This window comes from Streptomyces sp. NPDC047130 (assembly GCF_040643475.1).
In the GTDB taxonomy this organism is placed as follows: Bacteria; Actinomycetota; Actinomycetes; order Streptomycetales; family Streptomycetaceae; genus Streptomyces.
The window spans coordinates 142,903-161,315 of sequence record NZ_JBEYUK010000014.1 but is presented as its reverse complement, the minus strand read 5'-3'; the positions used below and the strand labels follow the sequence as shown (position 1 = coordinate 161,315).

Below are 18,413 nucleotides of genomic sequence, written 5' to 3'. Positions count from 1 at the left end.
GGCGGCTACGACAGTTCGTCGACGACCACGGCCGCCGCCTCCGCGATCAGGCGGTCGTCGTGGTCGGCGTCCTTCGTCCGCCGGTTCGACATGATCGCCACGACGACGGGGGCGGCGTCGGGGGGCCAGACCACGGCGATGTCGTTGCGGGTGCCGTAGGTGCTGCCGGCTCCGCTCCGGTCGCCGACCACCCAGCCCTCAGGCACCCCGGCCCTGATGAGTTCCGTGCCGGTGGTGCTCGCCCTCAGCCACCGGACGAACTGTGCGCGCTCCGCCTCGCCGAGGGCGTCCCCGAGGGCGTAGGCGCGCAGGTCGTGGGCCAGGGCCCGCGGCGTGCTGGTGTCCCGCGTGGCGCCGGGGGACCACTCGTTGAGGTCCGGTTCGTACCGCTCGGTCCGCGTCACGTCGTCGCCGATCTCCTCCAGCGCGGCCTCCAGGCCCCGGGGGCCTCCGAGTTCGTGGAGGAGCAGGTTGGCCGCGGTGTTGTCGCTGACGCGGAGCGCCGCGTCGCAGAGGTCGCGCAGGCTCATCCCGGTGCCGGTGTGCCGCTCGGTCACCGGGGAGTGCGGGACCAGGTCGCCGCGGTCGTAGGTGACGGTGCGGTCCAGGTCGCCCGGCGCGTGCGCGCGCAGCAGGGCTCCGGCGGCCAGCGCCTTGACGGTGGAGGCGTGGGGGAACCGCTCGTCGGCGTTGTGGGCGACCTCGCGCCCGGTTCCGGTGTCGACGGCGTGGACGCCCAGCCGCGCGTCGAACTCGCGCTCCAGCGCGGCGAACCGGGTGGACGACGCCGTCTCGGGAGCGGCCGTCGGCTGCGCCTTGGCGGCCGTGGGCGGGCCGGCCGGCGGTTGTCCCTCGCCGCAGGCGGCCGTCGCGAGGAGGCCGAACGCGACGAGCGGAGCGAGCACGGCGTTCAGGACGCGCCTGCGGACCGGTGCGGCGTTACGGTGCATGGGCCGGCCTCCGGAAGCGCCCCGCCCGCACGCGGGGGGTGCGGCGGGCGGACGACGGGGCGAACGGGTCCCGGGCCCCGTCCGAGGGGGATGGTGGTCGGGGTCATCCTTCCGGCCGGACGGTGACGCGGTCAAACACCCGCCGGTCGCGCGCCCCTTGCCCCACGACGGGTGGCCGCGTTCCGGACACGGCGGGTGGCCGCGTTCCGGACGCGGTGGGTGGCCGCGTTCCGGACGGCGGGTGCGGCCGTGGGCGGCGAGCAGCGCCAGCGCCTCCGGTGAGGGCGTCAACGAGCCTCCGATCGCCCTGAGCAGCGTCCACTCCCCGGGCCGCCGACGGTATCCAGGGCTCCAGGGCGGCGAGGTGACGGGCGAAGAACGTCCCCCCGGGCGGCTACCGGGTACCGCCGGCCGAGCGGGCCCGGCGGTGGGCGGCGACGCGTTCCCGGGTCGCGCACCGGCGGGAGCAGTAGCGGCGTTCGGGGCCGCTGCCCTGGCTGATGAAGACGTTGCCGCACCGGGAGGACGCGCAGACCGCGCCGGGCGGGCGCTGCCGGTCCCAGACCAGGACGGTCAGCGCCATGCAGGAGGAGGCGAGGAGCCACTCGTCCCAGGGGGCGTCGTCGTCGTGGTCGAGGTGCGGGTGCCAGGGGGTGTCGCCGTCGTGCGAGGTCAGGCGGAGCCGCCCGGTGTGGTCCCGCAGGAGGCGGTTGAGCACGGTCGCCGCGTCGTCGACGTGGTCGGCGGCGAACACCTGCCGGAGGGGTACGGCGGCGGCGCGCATCGCCGCGACGTCGTCCGGCGTGAGGTCGAGGGGCTCGGCCTCGCCGTAGGCGCGGAGCACGTCGGCGACCTCGTGCGGGGTGGAACGTTCGTCGGCGAGGACGTTGACCAGGGCGGCGGTCCGGTGCGCCGTCGTCAGCACGGAGTGCCGGGTGGACCAGTCGTCTCGGTGGGAGGAGGACACGGAGCGAAGGTAACGCATCTTGCCGACTTTTGCGTCACCTCCGTAACGTCTCGTGGATGGAAAAGGGTTACGCACTCCTCGGGTACCTCGCCGGGGCGGGGACGGCCCGTGCCGGTGACGAGATGTCCGGGCCGGCGCTGCTGCTGGCGGGGTTCGCGCTGACCGGCTCGGCCGTCGAGGCGTCCGCGCTGCTCGCGGGCGTCACCGTCTCCGCGGCCGTCGGCGGGCCGTTGCTCGGGGCGTTCCTCGACCGGGTGCCGCGGCCGGGACGCCTGCTGGCCGTGGCCCTCGGCCTGTACGCGGCGGGGCTGGTGGCGATCCTCGTGGGGCTGGGGCGGCTGCCCTTCGCGGTCACCGTGGTGATCGCCGTGTTCGCCGGGCTGCTGGGGCCGGCGCTGTCGGGCGGCTGGACCGCCCAGCTCCCGCGGGTGCTGCCGGGCGACCGGCTGCCCCGTGCGAACGCGCTGGACGCCATGACCTTCGACGTTGCCGCGCTCGCCGGTCCGGCCCTCGCCGGCGGGGTGACCGAGGCCCTGGGCGCCCCCGCGGCCGTGGTCGTCGCCGCGGCGCTGATCGCGCTGGCGGCGCCCGCCGCGTGGAGGCTGCCGGCGCGTGCCGGGCGGCCGCGCGCGGTGCGGGCGGTACCGGCGGCCTGCCTGGTCGGGGAGGGGTCCCGGATCCGGGCGGCCTCCCTGGTCCGCGACCTCGCCGCGGGGCTGCGGGTCGTCGTGGGCCGTCCCGCGCTGGCCCGGGCGACCCTCACTTCGGTGGTCTCCTGTGCGGCCCAGGGCGTCGTGGTGGCGTGCGTTCCCCTGCTGGGCGAACGCGTCCTGGGCGGGGCGGGCCGCGGGGCGCTGCTGCTCTCCTGCGCCGCCGTGTCCGCCCTGGCCGCCAACGCGGTGCTCGCCCGCCACCCGCGTGCGGTCGCCCCCGACACGATCGTCTGGGCCTCCGCCTGCGTCCAGGCCGCCTCGGCGGCAGCCGCCGCGCTGTGGGCCCACCCCGCGGCGCTCGTCCTGGCGATGGTCCTCATGGGCCTCGGCGAGGGCCCGCAGCTGACCGCCCTCTTCGCCGTCCGCCACCGTGAGGCGCCGGAGAACCTGCGGGGCCAGATCTTCACCACCGGCGCCAGCCTGAAGCTGACCGGCTTCGCCCTGGGCGCGGCGGTCGCCGGACCGGTGGCGTCCTGGTCCCTCCGGGGCGCCCTGGCCCTCGCGGCGGGCGTCGCGATCCTCGCCGCCGCCGCGTTCTTCGCGCTACCCCGGCGACCGCCCCGCGGGGACGACGGCCGGTGAGAGGGGGCGTCACACGGCGACCGCCTCGGCCATCTCCTCCTCGGCGTCCCGCTCCGCGGCCGTCGGCAGGGGTGCGGGTCGGGCGGCCCGGCGCGCCCGCCGTTCGGCCCGGTCGGCCGCCGCGAGGGCGACCAGACCCACGCCCAGCCAGAGGACCAGTGAGACGATCCTGCCGGTCAGGCCCGGGGCGGAGGGGAAGTACAGCAGGCTGCGGACGCCCTCGACGAAGCCCGCCCCGTTCCAGAAGGTGTGGAGCGCCCCGAAGAAGCCGTTCTGCAGTTCGGGGCGGAAGATGCCGCCCGACGTCGTGAAGTTGAGCATCACGAACAGCGTCATCATCGCCAGCGTGGTCCACCGCTTGAGGAACGTGTGCAGGCCGACGCCGATCGCGATGATGCCCGCCGAGTAGAGCCACGCCATCCCCCACACGGCGGCGAGGTCGTGCTCGACGATGTGGAAGACCGGGGCCGCCAGCACGATGCCGATGACGCCGACCACCAGCGAGGTGGCGAGTCCGATCGCGGCCCGGGTCCACAGCCGCAGGCCGGCGCCGGCCGCGCCGATGGCGGCGACGCTCGCGTAGGAGCCGATGCTGATCGTCACCAGGACGAAGAAGAGACCCTGTCCGGTGGGGTCCCCCTCCGGGGTGGGCGCCACGTCGGTCACCGTGAGCACGGCGTGCCGCTCGGCCGCCACCGCGCGGAAGACGGCCTCGGCGACGGTGGCCGTGGTGTCGGAGTTGGCCCTGGCGACCAGCAGCTCCGGGTGCTTCGCGGACGGCACGTAGGCGGCGGCGAGGTCCCGGTCCATCAGGCGGTCGACGGCGCGGGCGCGTGTCGGGACGGTCCTGACGTCGAGGCCGTCCCCGGCCTTGTCCTCCAGGGTCTGCGCCAGGACCTGCGCGTGGGTGCCGGTTCCGACGACCGCGACCTCCATGCCGTGCGGCGCGGGGGCGTGGAAGGCGCCGAGGTAGGCGAGCCCCATCCCCAGGCACATCAGGAGCGGGGTCAGCAGGTGCAGCACGACGTGTCCGACGCTGTCGCGCAGACGGGGAGCCGCGTGAGCGGGCACTCCTCCCGGAGCGGCGGCGGCCGGGGAAGCGGTCATGGAGGGGACCAGCCCTTCAGGTGATTGGCAAATACAACTACTTTCATTGCATAATACATCCATCTACGGTGGCTCCGCGGGGGCTTTGCGCCGTGCCGAGGCGTCGGGGATGCTGGGCCCGTGCCGGGCCGGGGAAAGAGACGACGCAGGCAAAGGGAAGCGGCGGAGCGGGACACCGCCCGCTTCGCACCCGGCGCGGGCCGCTGGGTGGTGTGCTTCGAGACGCAGGACGACGCGGAGTGGCGCGAGCACCTGCGTCGGCTCAGGAGGTCGGAGCCGGGGATCGACTGGACGGCGGTGCGGCTGGACACGTTCTGCGGGCGCGCGGCGGGGCCGACCACGTACCGGCTGAGCCGGTTCGTGCCGCACTCCGTTCCGCACCACGTTCCGCACGCGGGTCCGGGTGCGGAACGGGGTGCGGGTCCTCGTGCGGATTGAGCCTCAGTGGGAGCAGAGGCAGAACGGGTGGCCGGCGGGGTCCGCGTACACCCGCCAGTTGGCCCCCGGGCGGATCCGGTCCGTCCGCTCGAGCACCTTCGCGCCGAGGGCGAGCGCCCGCTGTTCCTCTCCGTCGAGGTCGTCGACGTCGAAGTCCAGGTGGACCTGCTGCGGCCGCTCCTGTCCGGGCCACTCGGGCGGCCGGTAGCCGTCCACGCGCTGGAAGGCGAGCGGGGCGCCCTCGAATCCGTGGACCTCGATCCAGTCGGCGTCCTCCGGGTCGGTGACCACCCGGCCTCCGAGCAGCTCCGCGTAGAACCGTGCGAGCTCCACCGGGTCGTCGCAGTCCAGCGCGACCGCCTGCAGCTTGCGGATCACCCTCGGCACCCCGTTCCTCGTCGGTTCCCGTCCGCACCGTCCGTGACGGGGCGTCCGGGAGGGCGTACCCCTCGCCCGGGGCGCCATGCCGCCGCGGCGGCGCCGACAAATCGTTGGCGCGGCGCTGCCGGACGCCGCTACCGTGCGGGCGGCCCGTCGTCCCGGGAAGGACCGCCGTTGTACACCCTGTGAGACCCCCCGAGCGCTGAATCGTCGCGCGTCGCCCTGTGCGCCGCGCCCCTTCTTGCTGCGGTCCTCTCACGGGAAACGGTGTACTCCTGTGCTCGAAAACTGGGTGGTCATGCCCACCTGCCTTCCGGTCGTCCTCCGTCGCTGCCCCACCTGTGCCTCGGGGCGCTTCCGGGCGAACGGCAAGTTCCGCGTCAACGCCAACCACAAGCGCCTTGACGCCTGGCTCCTCGTCCTCTGCACCTCCTGCGGAGGGACGGCGAAACTCACGCTCTTCGAGCGGACGAGCGTGCGCTCCGTACGCCCCGGACTCCTGGACCGGCTGCACGGCAACGACGCCACCCTGGCGGCCGAGCTGCTCCAGGACCCGGTGGTGCGGCGCCGCAACCGCTTCTCCCTGGACTGGGACGGCGCCTGGCGCCTCGACACGGGCGGGCCCGTACCCCCGGACCGCGAGGTGCTCGACGTCTCGGTCCGCTTCGCGGCGCGGATCCCTCTGCGGCCGGTACGGCTGATCTCCGAGGGCTGCGGTCTGTCGCGGGCCGAGGTGGAACGGCTGGTCGCCGACGGACGGATCGTTTCCGCGGTCCGTCCGGGCGGCCGGACGTCCGGCGACTTCACCTTCACGCTGAAGCGCTGAGACGCTGAGACGCTGAGACGTCGCCGGGTCACCGGGCCACCCGGGGGCCCGGCCGCGCGCACGGGCCAGGCCCCCGGTGCCGTTCGCGCGGCCGGGCGGCCTGGTCCCGTGGCGGAAATCGGACACATGCCCTGGCCGGTCGGCGCCGCGCTTGCCGCAGCGCTCTTGACCTGGGCTGATAGGGCGTGTTTCGCTCAGCGCCAGGTAATGGGGAGCGTCGTCGTCGGCCGTGGTGGTCCGCCCCGCGGGACGGGCCACGGCAGGGGGCGGGCGCCGGATCGGGGGCGTGAGGTGTCTCGGGGCTCTGGGGGAGCCATCGGCATGGCCGGTGTGGCGACTGCGTCGCGTGCGCGCGGGTATCGGGCGGGTCTGCTCCCGCCGCGCGGCCCGAGGACCGACTGCCCCGTGGTGGACCATCCGTCCGGGCGTGCGCCGTTCACAGCAGGGCTGGCAAGGAATTGACGAAGATATCACCGCAGGACATGTCCGGGACGGGTGGAAGAGCCGGGGTTCCCGCGCGGAGCCGGCGGCAGGTGGCCTTCTGGGCGGCGACCGCGGTCGTCGGGCTCGGTTTCCTGATCGCCCTGGAGGGGGTCGCGCGGCGCCTCGGCATACCCGGACCGATCACGACCCAGGTCCGCGAGGTCGTGTTCCCGCCGGACTCGGGCGGCCTGCTGTACGCCTCCCTGGCCCTGACGATGGTGGTGCTCACCTGGCGGGAACGTTTCCTCGCCCTGGGCGCGGCCGTCGGCGTCGACGTCCTCTTCCTCGCCGTCCGGTGGGCGCTCGACATCGAGGTGACCGAGGGCCACCCCTTCGGCAACGGCGCGCTGTGGGTGATCCTGGCCTGCGCGGTCCTCGCCCTCACCCGCCGCGCCGGCCGGGAACGGGAGCTGCTGCTCAAGGGCGTGGGGCTGGGGCTGCTGCTGGTGGCCGGCCGGAAGACCGGCGACACCTGGCTCCTGATCACCTCCGAGACCCGCCCGATGGTGCTCGACCCGTACCTGGCCGCCGCCGACCACGCGCTGGGCGACCCGTCCTGGCTGGCCGGCCGCCTGGTGACGGCCGCCGGCCCGGTCGGCTTCCACGTCCTCGACTTCGTCTACGGCAACCTCGCGGTGGCCGCGGTCGTCGTCGCCCTGTACCAGTTGCGCCGCGTGGCCGTCGAGCGCCGCATCCCCCGCCACCACCTGGTCCGCACGTTCCTGGTGATCGGTCTGCTGGGGCCGGCCTGCTACATGATCTTCCCGGTGGTGGGGCCGCTCTTCGCCTACGGCACCGGCGCCGAGTACTGGGCGGCGGTCAGCCTGTGGCAACCGGACACCCCCTCCAGCGCGCCCTGGGCCGTGGGTGAGCTGTGGCCGCGGATCCTGCCGCCGGTCGACGCCCCCGCCCCCATGCCGTTCGACGAGATCACGCCGCGCAACTGCATGCCCAGCCTGCACACCGCGTGGGCGACCGCCATCTTCCTGCACTCCCGCCAGGGCCCCCGGGCACTCCGCTACGCCGGAACCCTCTGGCTGGTCGCCACCCTCTGCGCGACGCTGGGGTTCGGCTACCACTACGGCGTCGACCTGATCGCCGGCGTGGTCTTCACCCTCACCGTCGAGGCCGCGCTGCGCTCCCACGACCGGGGCTGGCCCCGGCAGGGGATCCGGCTGGTCGCCCACGGCAGCGCGGTCTTCGTCGCGCTGCTGCTCGCCTACCGCTGGCTTCCCGTGCGGATGGCCGAGCTGCCCTGGCTCGCCGGGCCGCTGCTCCTCCTGGCGACCGCCTCGGTGGTCCACGCCTACCGGCGCACCACGGCGGACTGGCCGCCCACGCCCGCCGACCCCCCGGCCCCACAGCCGGAACCCGACCCGCTGCCGCACCCCCTCCCCCACCAGGAGCCGGCCCGCTGACCGGGCACCGCCCTGTCCTCCTGTGGGGTGAGGGCAGGGCGGTGACCGGCGGGGCGCGGAGGGGCGCGGAGGGGCGGGGCTCCGCGCGTCGTGGGCCCGCGGGAGGGCCGTCAGGTTCCTGTCGTGCCGGTGCAGGACGGGACCGGCAGTCCGTCGGCGGAGCCGTTGGCCGTGTAGCCGAAGGTGACCGTGCCCCCGGCCGCCACGCCGCCGTTCCAGGCCAGGTTGCGCACGGTGGCCCGGCCGCCGGCGGTCGTCAGGGCACCGTTCCAGACGTTGGTGACGGTCCGGGACCCGAGGTCCCAGCTCGTCGACCAGCCGGTCAGCGGGGTGGTGCCGGTGTTCCGCACCGTGACGTCCGCCTGGAAGCCGCCGGACCAGGTGCTGGTCACCTTGGCCGTCGCCGTGCAGGAACCGGGTCCCGGGGCCGGGGTCGGGGTCGGGGTGGGCGTCGGCGTGGGCGTGGGGTCGGTTCCGGTGCCGTAGGTCAGGCCGTGCCCGTAGGGGAAGAGGGCGTCCTTGCCGTCGCCCTGGTTGATCGGCTGCTGGGAGGCGCTGCGCATCCACGTCATGGGCAGCTTGCCGGTCGGCCTGTGGTCGCCGAACAGCACGTCCGCGACGCCGCCGCCCTCCGTGCCCGGCAGCCACGCCGCGAGCAGCGCCCTCCAGTCGGGCAGCTGCGCGGCGATGTCCAGCGGCCGTCCGGAGACCAGGACGACGACCACCGGCACCCCGCTCGCCTTGAGCTTCGCGAGCGTCTGGAGGTCCTCCTGGTCGAGGCCCATCGCGCCGGGCCGGTCGCCGCGCCCCTCGGCGTACGGGGTCTCGCCCACCACGGCGACGGCTGCCGTGTAGCTGCCGTCGATGCCGTTGCCGTACCGCTCGAAGGTGACGCGGGACGGGTCGTTCACGGACTCCCGGATGCCTTCCAGAACGGTGGTGCCGGGGGTGATGTCACCGCTCCTGCCCTGCCAGCTCATCGTCCAGCCGCCGCTCATGTTGCCGATGTCGTCGGCCGACTTGCCCGCGACGAACAGCTTGGCCGACTTGGCGAGCGGCAGCACGCCGCCCTCGTTCTTGAGCAGCACCTGGGACTGGCGGACGGCCTGCCGGGCCAGCGCCCGGTGCTCGGCGGAGCCGACCGTCGAGGTGTACGCGCGGTCGGTCAGCGGCTTCTCGAACAGGCCGAGGCCGAACTTCTGGGTGAGGATCCGCCGGTTGGCGTCGTCGATGCGGGACATCGGGACGCGCCCGTTGTTCACCTCGCCACGGAGGAGGCTGATGAACTTCTTGTAGTCGTGCGGGACCATCACCATGTCCACACCGGCGTTGACCGCCTTGCTCACCTCCTCCGCGGTGAACCCGGTCTGCCCGTCGAGCTGGTCGACGGCCGCCCAGTCGGAGACGACGAAGCCGTCGAAGCCCAGCTCCCCCTTCAGCAGGTCGGTGACCAGGTACTTGTGCCCGTGCAGCTTGACGCCGTTCCAGCTGCTGTACGAGAGCATCACCGAGCCGACGCCCCGGTCCACCGCCGCCTTGAACGGCGGCAGGTGGACGGCCCGCAGCTCGGCCTCGCCGAGCTGGGTGTTGCCCTGGTCGGTGCCGTTGGTGGTGCCGCCGTCGCCGATGTAGTGCTTGGCGGTGGCCAGCACCGAGGCGGGTACGGAGCCGGGTCCGCCGGGGCCCTGGAAGCCGTCGACGACGGTGGCCATGGAGGTGACCAGCTCGGGGGTCTCGCCGAAGGACTCGTAGGTGCGGCCCCAGCGGTCGTTGCGGGCCACGCACAGGCACGGCGCGAACGTCCAGTCCACTCCCGTGCCGGACACCTCCTCGGCCACCGCGCGGCCGATCCGCTGGACGAGGGCGGGATCACGGGTGGCGCCCAGGCCGATGTTGTGGGGGAAGATCGTCGCCCCGCGGACGGCGTTGGCGCCGTGCACCGCGTCGATCCCGTAGATCATCGGGATGGCGAGCGGGGTGCCGAGCGCCTGGCGCTGGAGGCCGTCGTAGGTGTCGGCCCAGGTCTGGGCATTGTTCGGGCTGACGGTGCCGTCGCCGCCGGAGAGGACGGAGCCGAGGCGGTAGGTGGCGATGTCCGACGCGGGGACGATCGCGTCCTTGTCCGCCTGGGTCATCTGGCCGATCTTGTCGTCCAGCGTCATCCGGGACAGCAGGTCGTCCACCCGGTCGTCGACGGGCAGGGAGGCGTCCTGGTAGGGCAGGGCGGCCGCCTGCGGGGCGGCGGCCGCGGACGGCTGCGCGCTCATCGATCCCGTCAGGGTGATCAACGCGGCGGTGACGGCCAGGACGGCCGTCAGCCGGCCGCGGCGGGTCGGTGGTCTCATGGGGGTCCTTCGCGGTCGCGGAAGCGGGTGCTGAGCGGGGGACGCGACAAGGCGGACGTCCACGCGCGCGTACGCCGGGGGTGGCGGCGTACGCGCGGCGCCGGCACCGGGTGTTCCCGGTACCGGCGCCGGACGCCGGCCTGCCCCAGGGGGTGCGGATCCGCCGGGGGGAAGGCCGGCGGAGCCACGGGGCAGGCATGGGGTGCGGTGGTGTTTCGTGCGGTGCGGGGGTGGTGCGACTCGGTCGTGCTGGGTCGGTGCTACTCGGTGGTGCGCGGTGGAGCGACTCGGTGGAGCGGGGTGGGTGGTACGGGTGGGCGGTGCGGGACGGTGCGGGCCCCGGTCGTTCCGGCCGGGGTCACGGCGGTGCCGTGAGAGCCCGCAGACGGCGAGGCCGCTTTACCCGTCTTCGCACCGATTCTCCCGTCGGATGACGCAAGAGGACGTACACACGCCCGGGTGGGAGCGCTCCCACCCGTCTGTTTCATGAAGCCAGCAGCGTCACCCGCTGTCAACAGCCGTCACACGACATCGTGAAACTTCCCGGGAGCACCCCGCCGCCTCCGGGGGCGCCGCGCACCACGCGCCCCTCCCGCGGCGGCGCGGATCTGTCCTGAAGACGACCCCCCGACCACTCGTAAGGCGGGTCGAATCGGCGCAGGTATGGGAGCAGTCCGCACGTACCGCCCGAGGGCGGCCCGACCGCCCTCCGAAGGAGATGGAGACCCATGCCCCACCATGACCGGAGGACGGCCGGCGGCGAGGAGTGCCGTGGCCTCGGAGCGTCGGAGAAGACCCTGCTCGCCGGTCTGGGACCGGGTCACGGCCGGCGGACCGCCCTGGCCGTGGGCTGCGGCACCGGTGAACTCGCCACCTTCCTGGCGGGTTCGGGCTACGCGGTCGACGCGGTGACCTCCACGGAGGCGGCCCCGGACCACGCCGCGCGGCCGGCCGGGGTGCGGTGGCTGTGCCTGGACGTCGAACAGGACGGCCTCACCGGACTGCGGGACGACGGCTACGACCTGATCGCCCTCCGACACGCCTACGCCCTCCTGCAGGACCGGGCCCGCGTCCTGCGCGGGCTGGGCGCCCGGCTGCGGAGGGGCGGGGCGCTCGTGGTCGTCACGCCGGTCGCCGCGGACGCCTCCGCGGAAGGCCACTTCGCAGGCCACCCCACCGCGCTGGACGAGGACGAACTGACGGTCCTCGGCGAGGGGTGGGAGTGGGCCGACCGGTTCGACGCGGACGGGCAGGCCTTCGTGGTCCTGCGTGGCCCGGTGGCGTCCTGGTGGCCGCTGGAGAAGGGGCCGCTGAAGCCGCAGGCGGTGTTCGGTGCCGCCGCGGTGGTCACCGACGAGCGGGGGCGGGTCCTGCTGGGCCGGTCGACGCGCGGCATGTGGCAGCTCCCGGGCGGGCACGTGGACGCGGGCGAGTCCGCGCAGCAGGCCGCCTGCCGGGAGTTGGCGGAGGAGGCGGGGCTGCGGGCCTCCCCCGCCGACGCCGAGCTGGTCACGATCCTCCACGGCGACCACGGAGACCACGGGAGCCACGGAGACCACGAGATCCACGGGACCCATGGCGACCACGGGACCCACGGGGCCCGGGCCGGCGGCGTGCGGCGGCTGACCGCCGTCGTCCACATCACCGCCTGGACGGGCACGCCCGGTCTGCCCGAGCCCCATCACTTCCGCCGCTGGGAGTGGCACGACCGTGAGGCGCTCGCCTCCCTCGGCCCGGTCTTCACGCCCTCGGCGCAGGCGCTCGCGGCCCTCTGGCCGGGTGTCCTGCCCGACGTGCCCGCCGCGCACTCCTACCCGCACGCCGGCCGGCGCCCCCAGGGGCGTTGAGGGGCGGCCTCCGGTGGCATCGCCCTGTACCGTGCGCCGTCCCGCTCTGGCAGCATGCTCAACGGTCCCGGCCCTCGCCCCCGTCACGGAGGACACATGCGTATCCGCGTTCTGCCCGCAGCCACGGTCGTGGCGCTCTCCCTCCTCACCGGTTGCTCCTCGGGTGACGCCTCCCCGGAGGAGGAGTCCCCGAAGGCGGGGGCGGTGGACACGGCCGCGGAGGAGAAGCCGGACACGGCCGAGACCCGGGCACTCGCGAAGGACGTGCGGACGTACATCGGCGCCTACTTCGGCAACGACGCCTCCACCTCCCTCGGGATGATGTCGCAGCGCTGCCAGGACGTGCTCGCCCACGAGGCGGAGCACGCCGACAAGAGGGGCGAGGAGGCCTACGCGGCGGTGGTGGCCGACATCGCGGAGAAGCACGGCCCCCGCGAGGCCACCGATGTGACGGTGGACGAGGTCTCCGGCGACCAGGCGCGCGTCTCCTACCGGGTGAAGGGCCTCCCCGAGTTCGACCAGAAGGGCCAGCCCTGGCTGCGTGAGAAGGGCGCCTGGAAGTACGACGCCTGCTGACGCCGCCCGCCGGCGCCGCCGGTCCTCCCGCGCGGCCGGACGCCGGGCCCGGCCCGCTCTACCCCTTCGGCAGCACGAGGCGGAACGTCGCCCCGGTGCCCGGTCCCGGGTCGAGTTCGAGGCGCCCGCCGTGGCCCTCGGCGATGGCCGCGGCGATGGCGAGCCCCAGTCCGCTGCCGCCCTGGGCGCGGGAGCGCGACCGGTCGGCCCGGTAGAAGCGCTCGAAGACGTGCCCGGCGTCCTCGGCGTTCAGCCCCGGGCCCTCGTCCGCGACCTCGACGACCGCGACGGGCGTGCCGGGCGGGAGGGCCGGGGCCGTGCCGACGCGTCCGGGCACGTCCCGGCCGCCGAGTTCGGGACCGGCCGGGCCCTCGCCCACCCGGACGTGGATGCGGGTGCCGGGCGGGGTGTGGACATGGGCGTTCGACAGCAGGTTCTCGACGATCTGCCGGAGCCGGTGCGGATCCCCGACCGCCTCCACCACGTCCAGTTCCCGTGCCGGCCCGCCCTCGGGCCCGCGCAACGGGGTCAGGTCCACCGGGTGGCTGCGCCGCTGGAGGGCCACGGTGCTGACCGCGTCGGCCGCCATGGACAGCAGGTCCACGCTCTCCCGCTGGTAGGCGGGCTGCCGGTCCAGGGTGGCGAGCAGTTGCAGGTCGTCGACGAGCAGGCCCATCCGCTCGGCGTTCTGCGCGACGAGCCGGTCGGCCTCCCGCCGTTCCTGGTCGCTGCGCCGGCCGGGGCGCAGGGCGAGCTGGGCGAAGCCCTGGATGGCGGTCAGGGGGGTGCGCAGTTCGTGGCCGGCGTCGGCGACGAACTGCCGGAGTCGGTTCTCCGACGCCTCGCGTTCCCGCAGCGCCCTCTGCAGCCGGTCGAGCATGGTGTTGAGCACGGTGCCGAGCCGCCCGATCTCGGTGCGCGGATCGGTGTCCGGCAGCCGCAGGTCGAGGCGTCCGGTGCTGATGGCGGCGGCGGTGCGCTCCATGCGGGTCAGCGGCAGCAGTCCCAGGCGGACCACTGCGCGGGCCAGGGCCAGGACGGCCGCGACGGTGACGGCGAGCAGCAGGGCGTCCATCCACAGCAGCTTGGAGGTGGCCCCCTCCACGGTGTCGAGGGGCAGGGCGACCACGGCGCCCATGCCCTGGGGGCCGGTGCGCAGCAGGACCCGCCAGTTGCCGTCGCCGCGTTCGGCCTCCACGGTGGCGGGCCGGCCGTCCTGGAGTCCGAGGTCCTGGAGGGTGTCGGCGAGCCGGGGGCCGGGCCTGTCGTTGGAGCCGAGCACGTAGTCCAGGCGCTGTCCCGAGGCGTTGTAGAAGTGGACGCGGAAGTCCGACGGCAGCGCTCCGGCGTTCTGCACGGGTGGCGGGCCGTCGGGCCGGCGGGCGTCGGAGAAGGCCGGGGGCCGCGGCGTGAACTCGGCGAGCTGCTGGTCGACGCGGTCGACGAGCCAGGAGCGCAGGACGAAGAAGCCGATCAGTTCGGCGGTGAGGACGGCCACCGTGGCCAGCACCGTGACGCCGAGGATGAGGCGGCCTCGCAGGGAGCGGGGGGCGAGATGACGGCGGAGCGCGCTCACCGGTCGGACGCTCACCGGTCGGACGTTCCCTGGTTCTCGCGCGGCAGGCGCAGGCAGTAGCCGACTCCGCGGACGGTGTGGATGAGCGGCGGTTCGAACCAGTCGATCTTCTTGCGGAGGTACTTCACGTACGTCTCGACCACGCGCGAGTCGCCCGCGAAGTCGTACCCCCAGACGTGGTCGAGGATCTGCGCCTTGCCGAGCACCCGTCCGGCGTTGTCGAGGAGGTAGGAGAGCAGCTTGAACTCGGTCGGCGAGAGCTGCACGTACTGGCCGGCCCGGTGCACCTCGTGGGCGGTCTCGTCGAGTTCGAGGTCGGCGTAGCGCAGGACGGTGTCCGGCAGCAGGGCGTCCTGGCCGAGGGTGCGGCGGAGGATGGCCTGGATGCGCAGCAGGACCTCTTCGATGTTGAAGGGCTTGGTGACGTAGTCGTCGGCGCCCGCGCTCAGTCCGGCGATGCGGTCGTCGACGCCGGTGCGGGCGGTGAGGAAGAGCACCGGCACGTCGTTGCCCGCGGCGCGCAGCCGGCGGGTCACCTCGTAGCCGTCCAGGTCGGGCAGCATCACGTCCAGGAGCAGCAGGTCGGGGTGGAGGCGTTCGGCCTCGGTCAGGGCGGCGCGTCCGGTCCCGACGCTGCTCACGCGGTAGCCGGTGAGGCGCAGGGTCGACTCGAGCAGGGTGCGGATGCTGGGTTCGTCCTCGACGACGAGGAGCCGGTGCCGGGGCTCGGCTTCGGAAGACTCGATCATGGTGCTGTGCGGTCCCGTTCTTTCGCTGCGGTCCACGGCGTGCCCGGGCCTGGGCCCGCACCGGACGTTACCTGCGGCGGGTGGCGCGACGCTCGCGGCCCGGCATGTCTCCCCCGCGGCAGTGGGGGCTGGAATGCCCGGACGCCCGGGCGGGTCCCTCGCGGGGCCCGCCCGGGCGTGGGTCTCAGCCGGCGACCTCCTCGTCCTTCGCCAGCGCCTCGGCGCGTTCGGTGACCGTCGTGCGCAGCTTCCCCACGGCGGAGTCCAGGCCCTCGGCGTCGGCGCCCGAGGCGCGGGCCGCGTCGGCGACGCGGTCGAGGGACTTCAGCGCCGTGCCCGAGCCGTAGAACTTCTCGTAGAGCTCCTGGTAGGCCTTCTTGTAGACGTCGTCGAAGGCGTCGGACTCCAGGAACCGGTCCTTCAGGGCGTGGCCGGAGAGGCCGCCCATGCCTCCCCGGCCGGCTCCGCCCTCCTCGCCGGCCGCCGCTCCCGCGCCTCCCGGCATGCCGCCCCCGGGAAAGCCCTCCGGCGGTTCCTCCGGGAAGCCCTCCGGCATCCCCTCCGGGAAGCCCTCGGGCAGCCCCGCGGGCGGGTCCCCCTCCGGCAGCCCGTCGGGCCGGTCGCCTTCCGGCGCGGCCTCCTGGCCCTCGGCGGCCGTACCGCCGCCCCGGCCGCCGGGCATGCCGCCCATGCCGGTCTGGTCGTCCGGGCCCGCCGTGGCGTCGCCGGAGAAGGTGAGGTTGTAGTCCCAGCCCAGCACCGTGAACTTCTTCGTGTCCAGGTCGTACCGGAGCAGGTAGTTCCTGCCCGGCCCGGCCATGTCGTCGCCGTTCAGCAGCAGGTTCTGCGCCGCCACGTAGGTGGCGAGGGACTCGACGTCGACGTACTGGTCGAGCTCCTTCTCGAACTCCTCGTCCGACGCCTGGTCGACCCACCGGATGAGCCTCATGACCGGCTCCAGGTCCTGGCTGCCGACCTTGTTGAGCTGCTTGAACGAGCTCTCGTAGTCGGTCGGGTCGTCCCCCACGTAGGAGAAGCTGCTGCCGGCCCGCGCCTTGTACATCACCCCGTTGCCGTCTCCGGTGGACTCGGCGTACTCGGTGTCGGGGCTCTCCACCATGAGCCGGGTGGTGACGGGCCGTCCGTCGACCTCGAAGGAGGTGAACGCGTAGCGCTCGTTCTTGAGGCCGCTGGTGTCCATCAGGCTGAGCGCCAGCGCCTCGTTGACCGGAAGCTGGTCGTCGGTTCCGGGGCGCAGCGAGATCTCCCGCTCGCCCTGGTAGGCGCGGCCTTCGACGAACTCGTCGATCTTGATCAGCCAGGGGAGTTCCTCCGGCTTCTCCGCGGAGAGGTCGTACTGCGTCATCCCGCCGCCGCCCCGGCCGCCGCCGGGCATGCCCGAACCGGAGCCCTCGCGCAGGGACATGAGCGTGGAGTTGCCCTTGAGGCGGAGCCCGACGTCCTCCAGGAGGACCCCGTCGACGACGAGGTCGGCCTCGATGTACTCCTTGCTCCCCTCCTCCTGGAACTCCTTCATCATCTTGTCGAACTCGGTCCGGTCGTAGTCCAGTTGGATCGAGTGGGCCACCGTGGTGTCGTACAGGCCGACCGTGCCCCGTATGTCCTGGGTGATGGGGTCGCCCTCCGCCGTGGAGGCGGAGGTGACGTACGGCGAGACGCGGGCGTCACCGAAGCCGTACACCATGACCGCCAGTCCCGCGCACACGGCGCCCACGGGCCTCCAGTGGTGCCGCAGCCGGACCGGGAGGCGGTCCCGCAGGCGGCGTCCGCGCGCCGCGGAGTCGCCCGCCATCACAGATCGGTGGTGTCGTAACCGGTCAGCACGGTCACCCGCTGGCCGGAGGTGCGCTCCTGCAGCGCGCTCACCAGCTCGCCGGGCTCGGTGCCCTTCTTCATGCGCACCGTGTAGAACACCTCGTTGAGCGCACCGCCCCTGATCGTCTCGGTGCTGACCAGCTCGAACTCGGTGGTGTACTTGATGAGCACGTCGCTGATGGCCGGTGCGTAGTCCTCGCCGGCCGGGACCTGGACCTTGACCACCTGGCGCTGGACGTTGAGGGCGAACCAGTTGAACTTGGACATCACCAGCACGACGGCGCAGATCACCACGGCGCCGACCGCGGCCAGCGTGTAGAAGCGGGCGCCGCAGGCCATGCCGATCGCCATGGCCAGGAAGATGAAGCCGACGTCCCTGGTCTCCTTCACCGCGTTCCGGAAGCGGACCACCGACAGGGCGCCGACGAGTGAGAAGGCCCGGGCCAGGTTCGACCCGACGACCAGCATGATCAGGGCGACGATCATGCCCACGATGACCAGCGTCTGGACGTACGACTGGCTGTAGGAGACGTTGCGGTGCGTGTACCGGTACACGTAGCCGATCAACGTGCTCAGCACGAACGACAGCGCCATGGCCGCCACGACGTCGGCGACGCTGAACGTGCCGCTGAGTTCCTGCAGTTCGAGATCGAGGTTCACTGTGCTCCTGCTTTCACCGGCGTCTCGGACGCCGGCCGCTGCCCGGGCAGCTGCTCGGTGGTCGGGTGGGGGGTCGGGGTGGTGGGTGCGGCCGGGGGCGGGTAGTCCGCCTCGTGGACGTGGAAGACGGACCGGGGGGCGCGCCCGAACGCCTCGATGGACTGGACGTACTTGGAGACCCGGACCAGGTTGAGGTTCCGGCGCGCGGCCAGGTCGGTGATCCAGTGCGGGGTGCGCTCGTTCACCTTGATCTCCATCACCGCCAGGTGCGGCGGGATGGTGAAACGGTTCTCCGGGTTCGGGATGCCGAAGTGGAAGTCGCGGTCACGGCCCCGCACGCGCCGGTCGAAAGTGACCCTCAGCCCGGTGTCGGCGTCACGGCCGACCAGGGCCTCGCGCTGGTAGCCGGTGATCGCGGTGGGCCGCAGGTCCAGCCGCACGATCAGCTCCAGGACCTCCTGGACGAAGGCGCTCTCCTTGTCGGAGTGCTCGACGGTCTCCCGACCGTCGCAGAGCCGCCGTGCGGCCCCGTAGGGCAGGGTGATCCTGCGCTTCTGGGTGACCCGGTTGACCCGCTGCTTGATCTCCACGCACACGGGCGACTCGTCGGTCACTCCGTCGAGGTCCCCGTAGTGCCGGATGCGCAGCTTGCGCCGGAACTTCAGCCCCTCGATCTTCTCCCAGTAGAAGCGCAGCTGCGCGGTGTCGTAGTAGAGACTCCACACCCCGTAGCCGCCGACCGAGCTGTGCGGGTCCCGGTCCATCCGCTCGGCCAGCTCGTCCCTGATCGCGGCGGCCTCCTCGACCGGCACCAGGTACTTCAGCTCGAACCGGTTGAACGCGTGCAGCCTGCTGGCCACGTGCAGTGGTTCCGCCATGGTGCGCCTCCTTCGTCGTGCGGTGCCGTCGACCGGCACAGCACACGGAAGCAGCGCTGTGTGAGAGAACGCCGAGAATCG

The 18,413-nt window shown here is 73.6% G+C and carries 15 protein-coding genes; 5 read left to right on the top strand and 10 right to left on the bottom strand.

Annotation, left to right across the window (positions count from 1 at the left end):
* Positions 1 to 5 precede the first annotated feature (5 nt).
* Together bla and ABZ836_RS18805 are read right to left on the bottom strand one after the other, a co-directional pair.
* Entirely contained in the window at positions 6 to 950 is a 945-nt protein-coding gene (bla, locus tag ABZ836_RS18810; protein ID WP_361143529.1) for a class A beta-lactamase, read from the bottom strand.
* A 394-nt stretch (positions 951 to 1,344) separates the two neighbouring features.
* Positions 1,345 to 1,935, bottom strand: a complete 591-nt coding sequence (locus tag ABZ836_RS18805; protein ID WP_356134840.1) for a CGNR zinc finger domain-containing protein — start codon at positions 1,933 to 1,935, stop codon at positions 1,345 to 1,347.
* Positions 1,936 to 1,973: 38 nt separating this feature from the next.
* On the opposite strand from ABZ836_RS18805, the gene ABZ836_RS18800 reads away from it, so the two are divergent.
* Complete coding sequence (locus ABZ836_RS18800) at positions 1,974 to 3,212, top strand: MFS transporter (RefSeq protein ID WP_356134838.1); 1,239 nt, start codon at positions 1,974 to 1,976, stop codon at positions 3,210 to 3,212.
* Between the two features lie 9 nt (positions 3,213 to 3,221).
* Here ABZ836_RS18800 and ABZ836_RS18795 read toward each other — a convergent pair whose 3' ends face one another.
* Both ABZ836_RS18795 and ABZ836_RS18790 read right to left on the bottom strand, forming a co-directional pair.
* On the bottom strand, positions 3,222 to 4,319 hold the full coding sequence (locus tag ABZ836_RS18795) for a hypothetical protein (protein WP_361143526.1): 1,098 nt from the start codon (positions 4,317 to 4,319) through the stop codon (positions 3,222 to 3,224).
* A gap of 441 nt (positions 4,320 to 4,760) precedes the next feature.
* The gene (locus tag ABZ836_RS18790) at positions 4,761 to 5,135 is read right to left on the bottom strand and encodes a VOC family protein (RefSeq protein WP_361143574.1); all 375 of its coding nucleotides are present in this window, start codon (positions 5,133 to 5,135) and stop codon (positions 4,761 to 4,763) included.
* Between the two features lie 301 nt (positions 5,136 to 5,436).
* On the opposite strand from ABZ836_RS18790, the gene ABZ836_RS18785 reads away from it, so the two are divergent.
* Together ABZ836_RS18785 and ABZ836_RS18780 are read left to right on the top strand one after the other, a co-directional pair.
* Positions 5,437 to 5,964 carry a DUF1062 domain-containing protein gene (locus ABZ836_RS18785; protein ID WP_361143523.1) on the top strand — a complete coding sequence of 176 codons (528 nt, stop codon included), beginning with the start codon at positions 5,437 to 5,439 and terminating at the stop codon, positions 5,962 to 5,964.
* 533 nt (positions 5,965 to 6,497) lie between these two features.
* The gene (locus tag ABZ836_RS18780; RefSeq protein ID WP_361143520.1) at positions 6,498 to 7,865 is read left to right on the top strand and encodes a phosphatase PAP2 family protein; all 1,368 of its coding nucleotides are present in this window, start codon (positions 6,498 to 6,500) and stop codon (positions 7,863 to 7,865) included.
* Positions 7,866 to 7,975: 110 nt separating this feature from the next.
* Here ABZ836_RS18780 and ABZ836_RS18775 read toward each other — a convergent pair whose 3' ends face one another.
* A complete protein-coding gene (locus tag ABZ836_RS18775) occupies positions 7,976 to 10,210 on the bottom strand; it encodes a glycoside hydrolase family 3 N-terminal domain-containing protein (RefSeq protein WP_361143517.1) in 2,235 nt (744 codons plus the stop codon).
* A 728-nt stretch (positions 10,211 to 10,938) separates the two neighbouring features.
* Between ABZ836_RS18775 and ABZ836_RS18770 the strand changes: the two genes are divergently transcribed.
* Both ABZ836_RS18770 and ABZ836_RS18765 read left to right on the top strand, forming a co-directional pair.
* On the top strand, positions 10,939 to 12,057 hold the full coding sequence (locus tag ABZ836_RS18770) for an NUDIX domain-containing protein (RefSeq protein WP_361143514.1): 1,119 nt from the start codon (positions 10,939 to 10,941) through the stop codon (positions 12,055 to 12,057).
* 96 nt (positions 12,058 to 12,153) lie between these two features.
* Positions 12,154 to 12,633 carry a hypothetical protein gene (locus ABZ836_RS18765; RefSeq protein WP_356134826.1) on the top strand — a complete coding sequence of 160 codons (480 nt, stop codon included), beginning with the start codon at positions 12,154 to 12,156 and terminating at the stop codon, positions 12,631 to 12,633.
* A 58-nt stretch (positions 12,634 to 12,691) separates the two neighbouring features.
* Here ABZ836_RS18765 and ABZ836_RS18760 read toward each other — a convergent pair whose 3' ends face one another.
* The 5 genes from ABZ836_RS18760 to ABZ836_RS18740 all read right to left on the bottom strand — a co-directional run bounded on the left by ABZ836_RS18760 (position 12,692) and on the right by ABZ836_RS18740 (position 18,332).
* Positions 12,692 to 14,224 (bottom strand): HAMP domain-containing sensor histidine kinase, encoded by a 1,533-nt coding sequence (locus tag ABZ836_RS18760; protein WP_356134824.1) that lies wholly within the window; start codon positions 14,222 to 14,224, stop codon positions 12,692 to 12,694.
* Positions 14,221 to 14,958 (bottom strand): response regulator transcription factor, encoded by a 738-nt coding sequence (locus tag ABZ836_RS18755; protein ID WP_361143509.1) that lies wholly within the window; start codon positions 14,956 to 14,958, stop codon positions 14,221 to 14,223. Before ABZ836_RS18755 ends, ABZ836_RS18760 begins: the two co-directional genes overlap by 4 nt.
* Positions 14,959 to 15,142: 184 nt before the next feature.
* A complete protein-coding gene (locus ABZ836_RS18750; protein WP_361143506.1) occupies positions 15,143 to 16,771 on the bottom strand; it encodes a CotH kinase family protein in 1,629 nt (542 codons plus the stop codon).
* Complete coding sequence (locus ABZ836_RS18745; RefSeq protein WP_361143503.1) at positions 16,771 to 17,454, bottom strand: DUF4956 domain-containing protein; 684 nt, start codon at positions 17,452 to 17,454, stop codon at positions 16,771 to 16,773. Before ABZ836_RS18745 ends, ABZ836_RS18750 begins: the two co-directional genes overlap by 1 nt.
* Positions 17,451 to 18,332 (bottom strand): polyphosphate polymerase domain-containing protein, encoded by an 882-nt coding sequence (locus tag ABZ836_RS18740; protein WP_361143500.1) that lies wholly within the window; start codon positions 18,330 to 18,332, stop codon positions 17,451 to 17,453. The genes ABZ836_RS18745 and ABZ836_RS18740 overlap by 4 nt, the downstream gene beginning before the upstream one ends.
* Between the last annotated feature and the right edge of the window lie 81 nt (positions 18,333 to 18,413).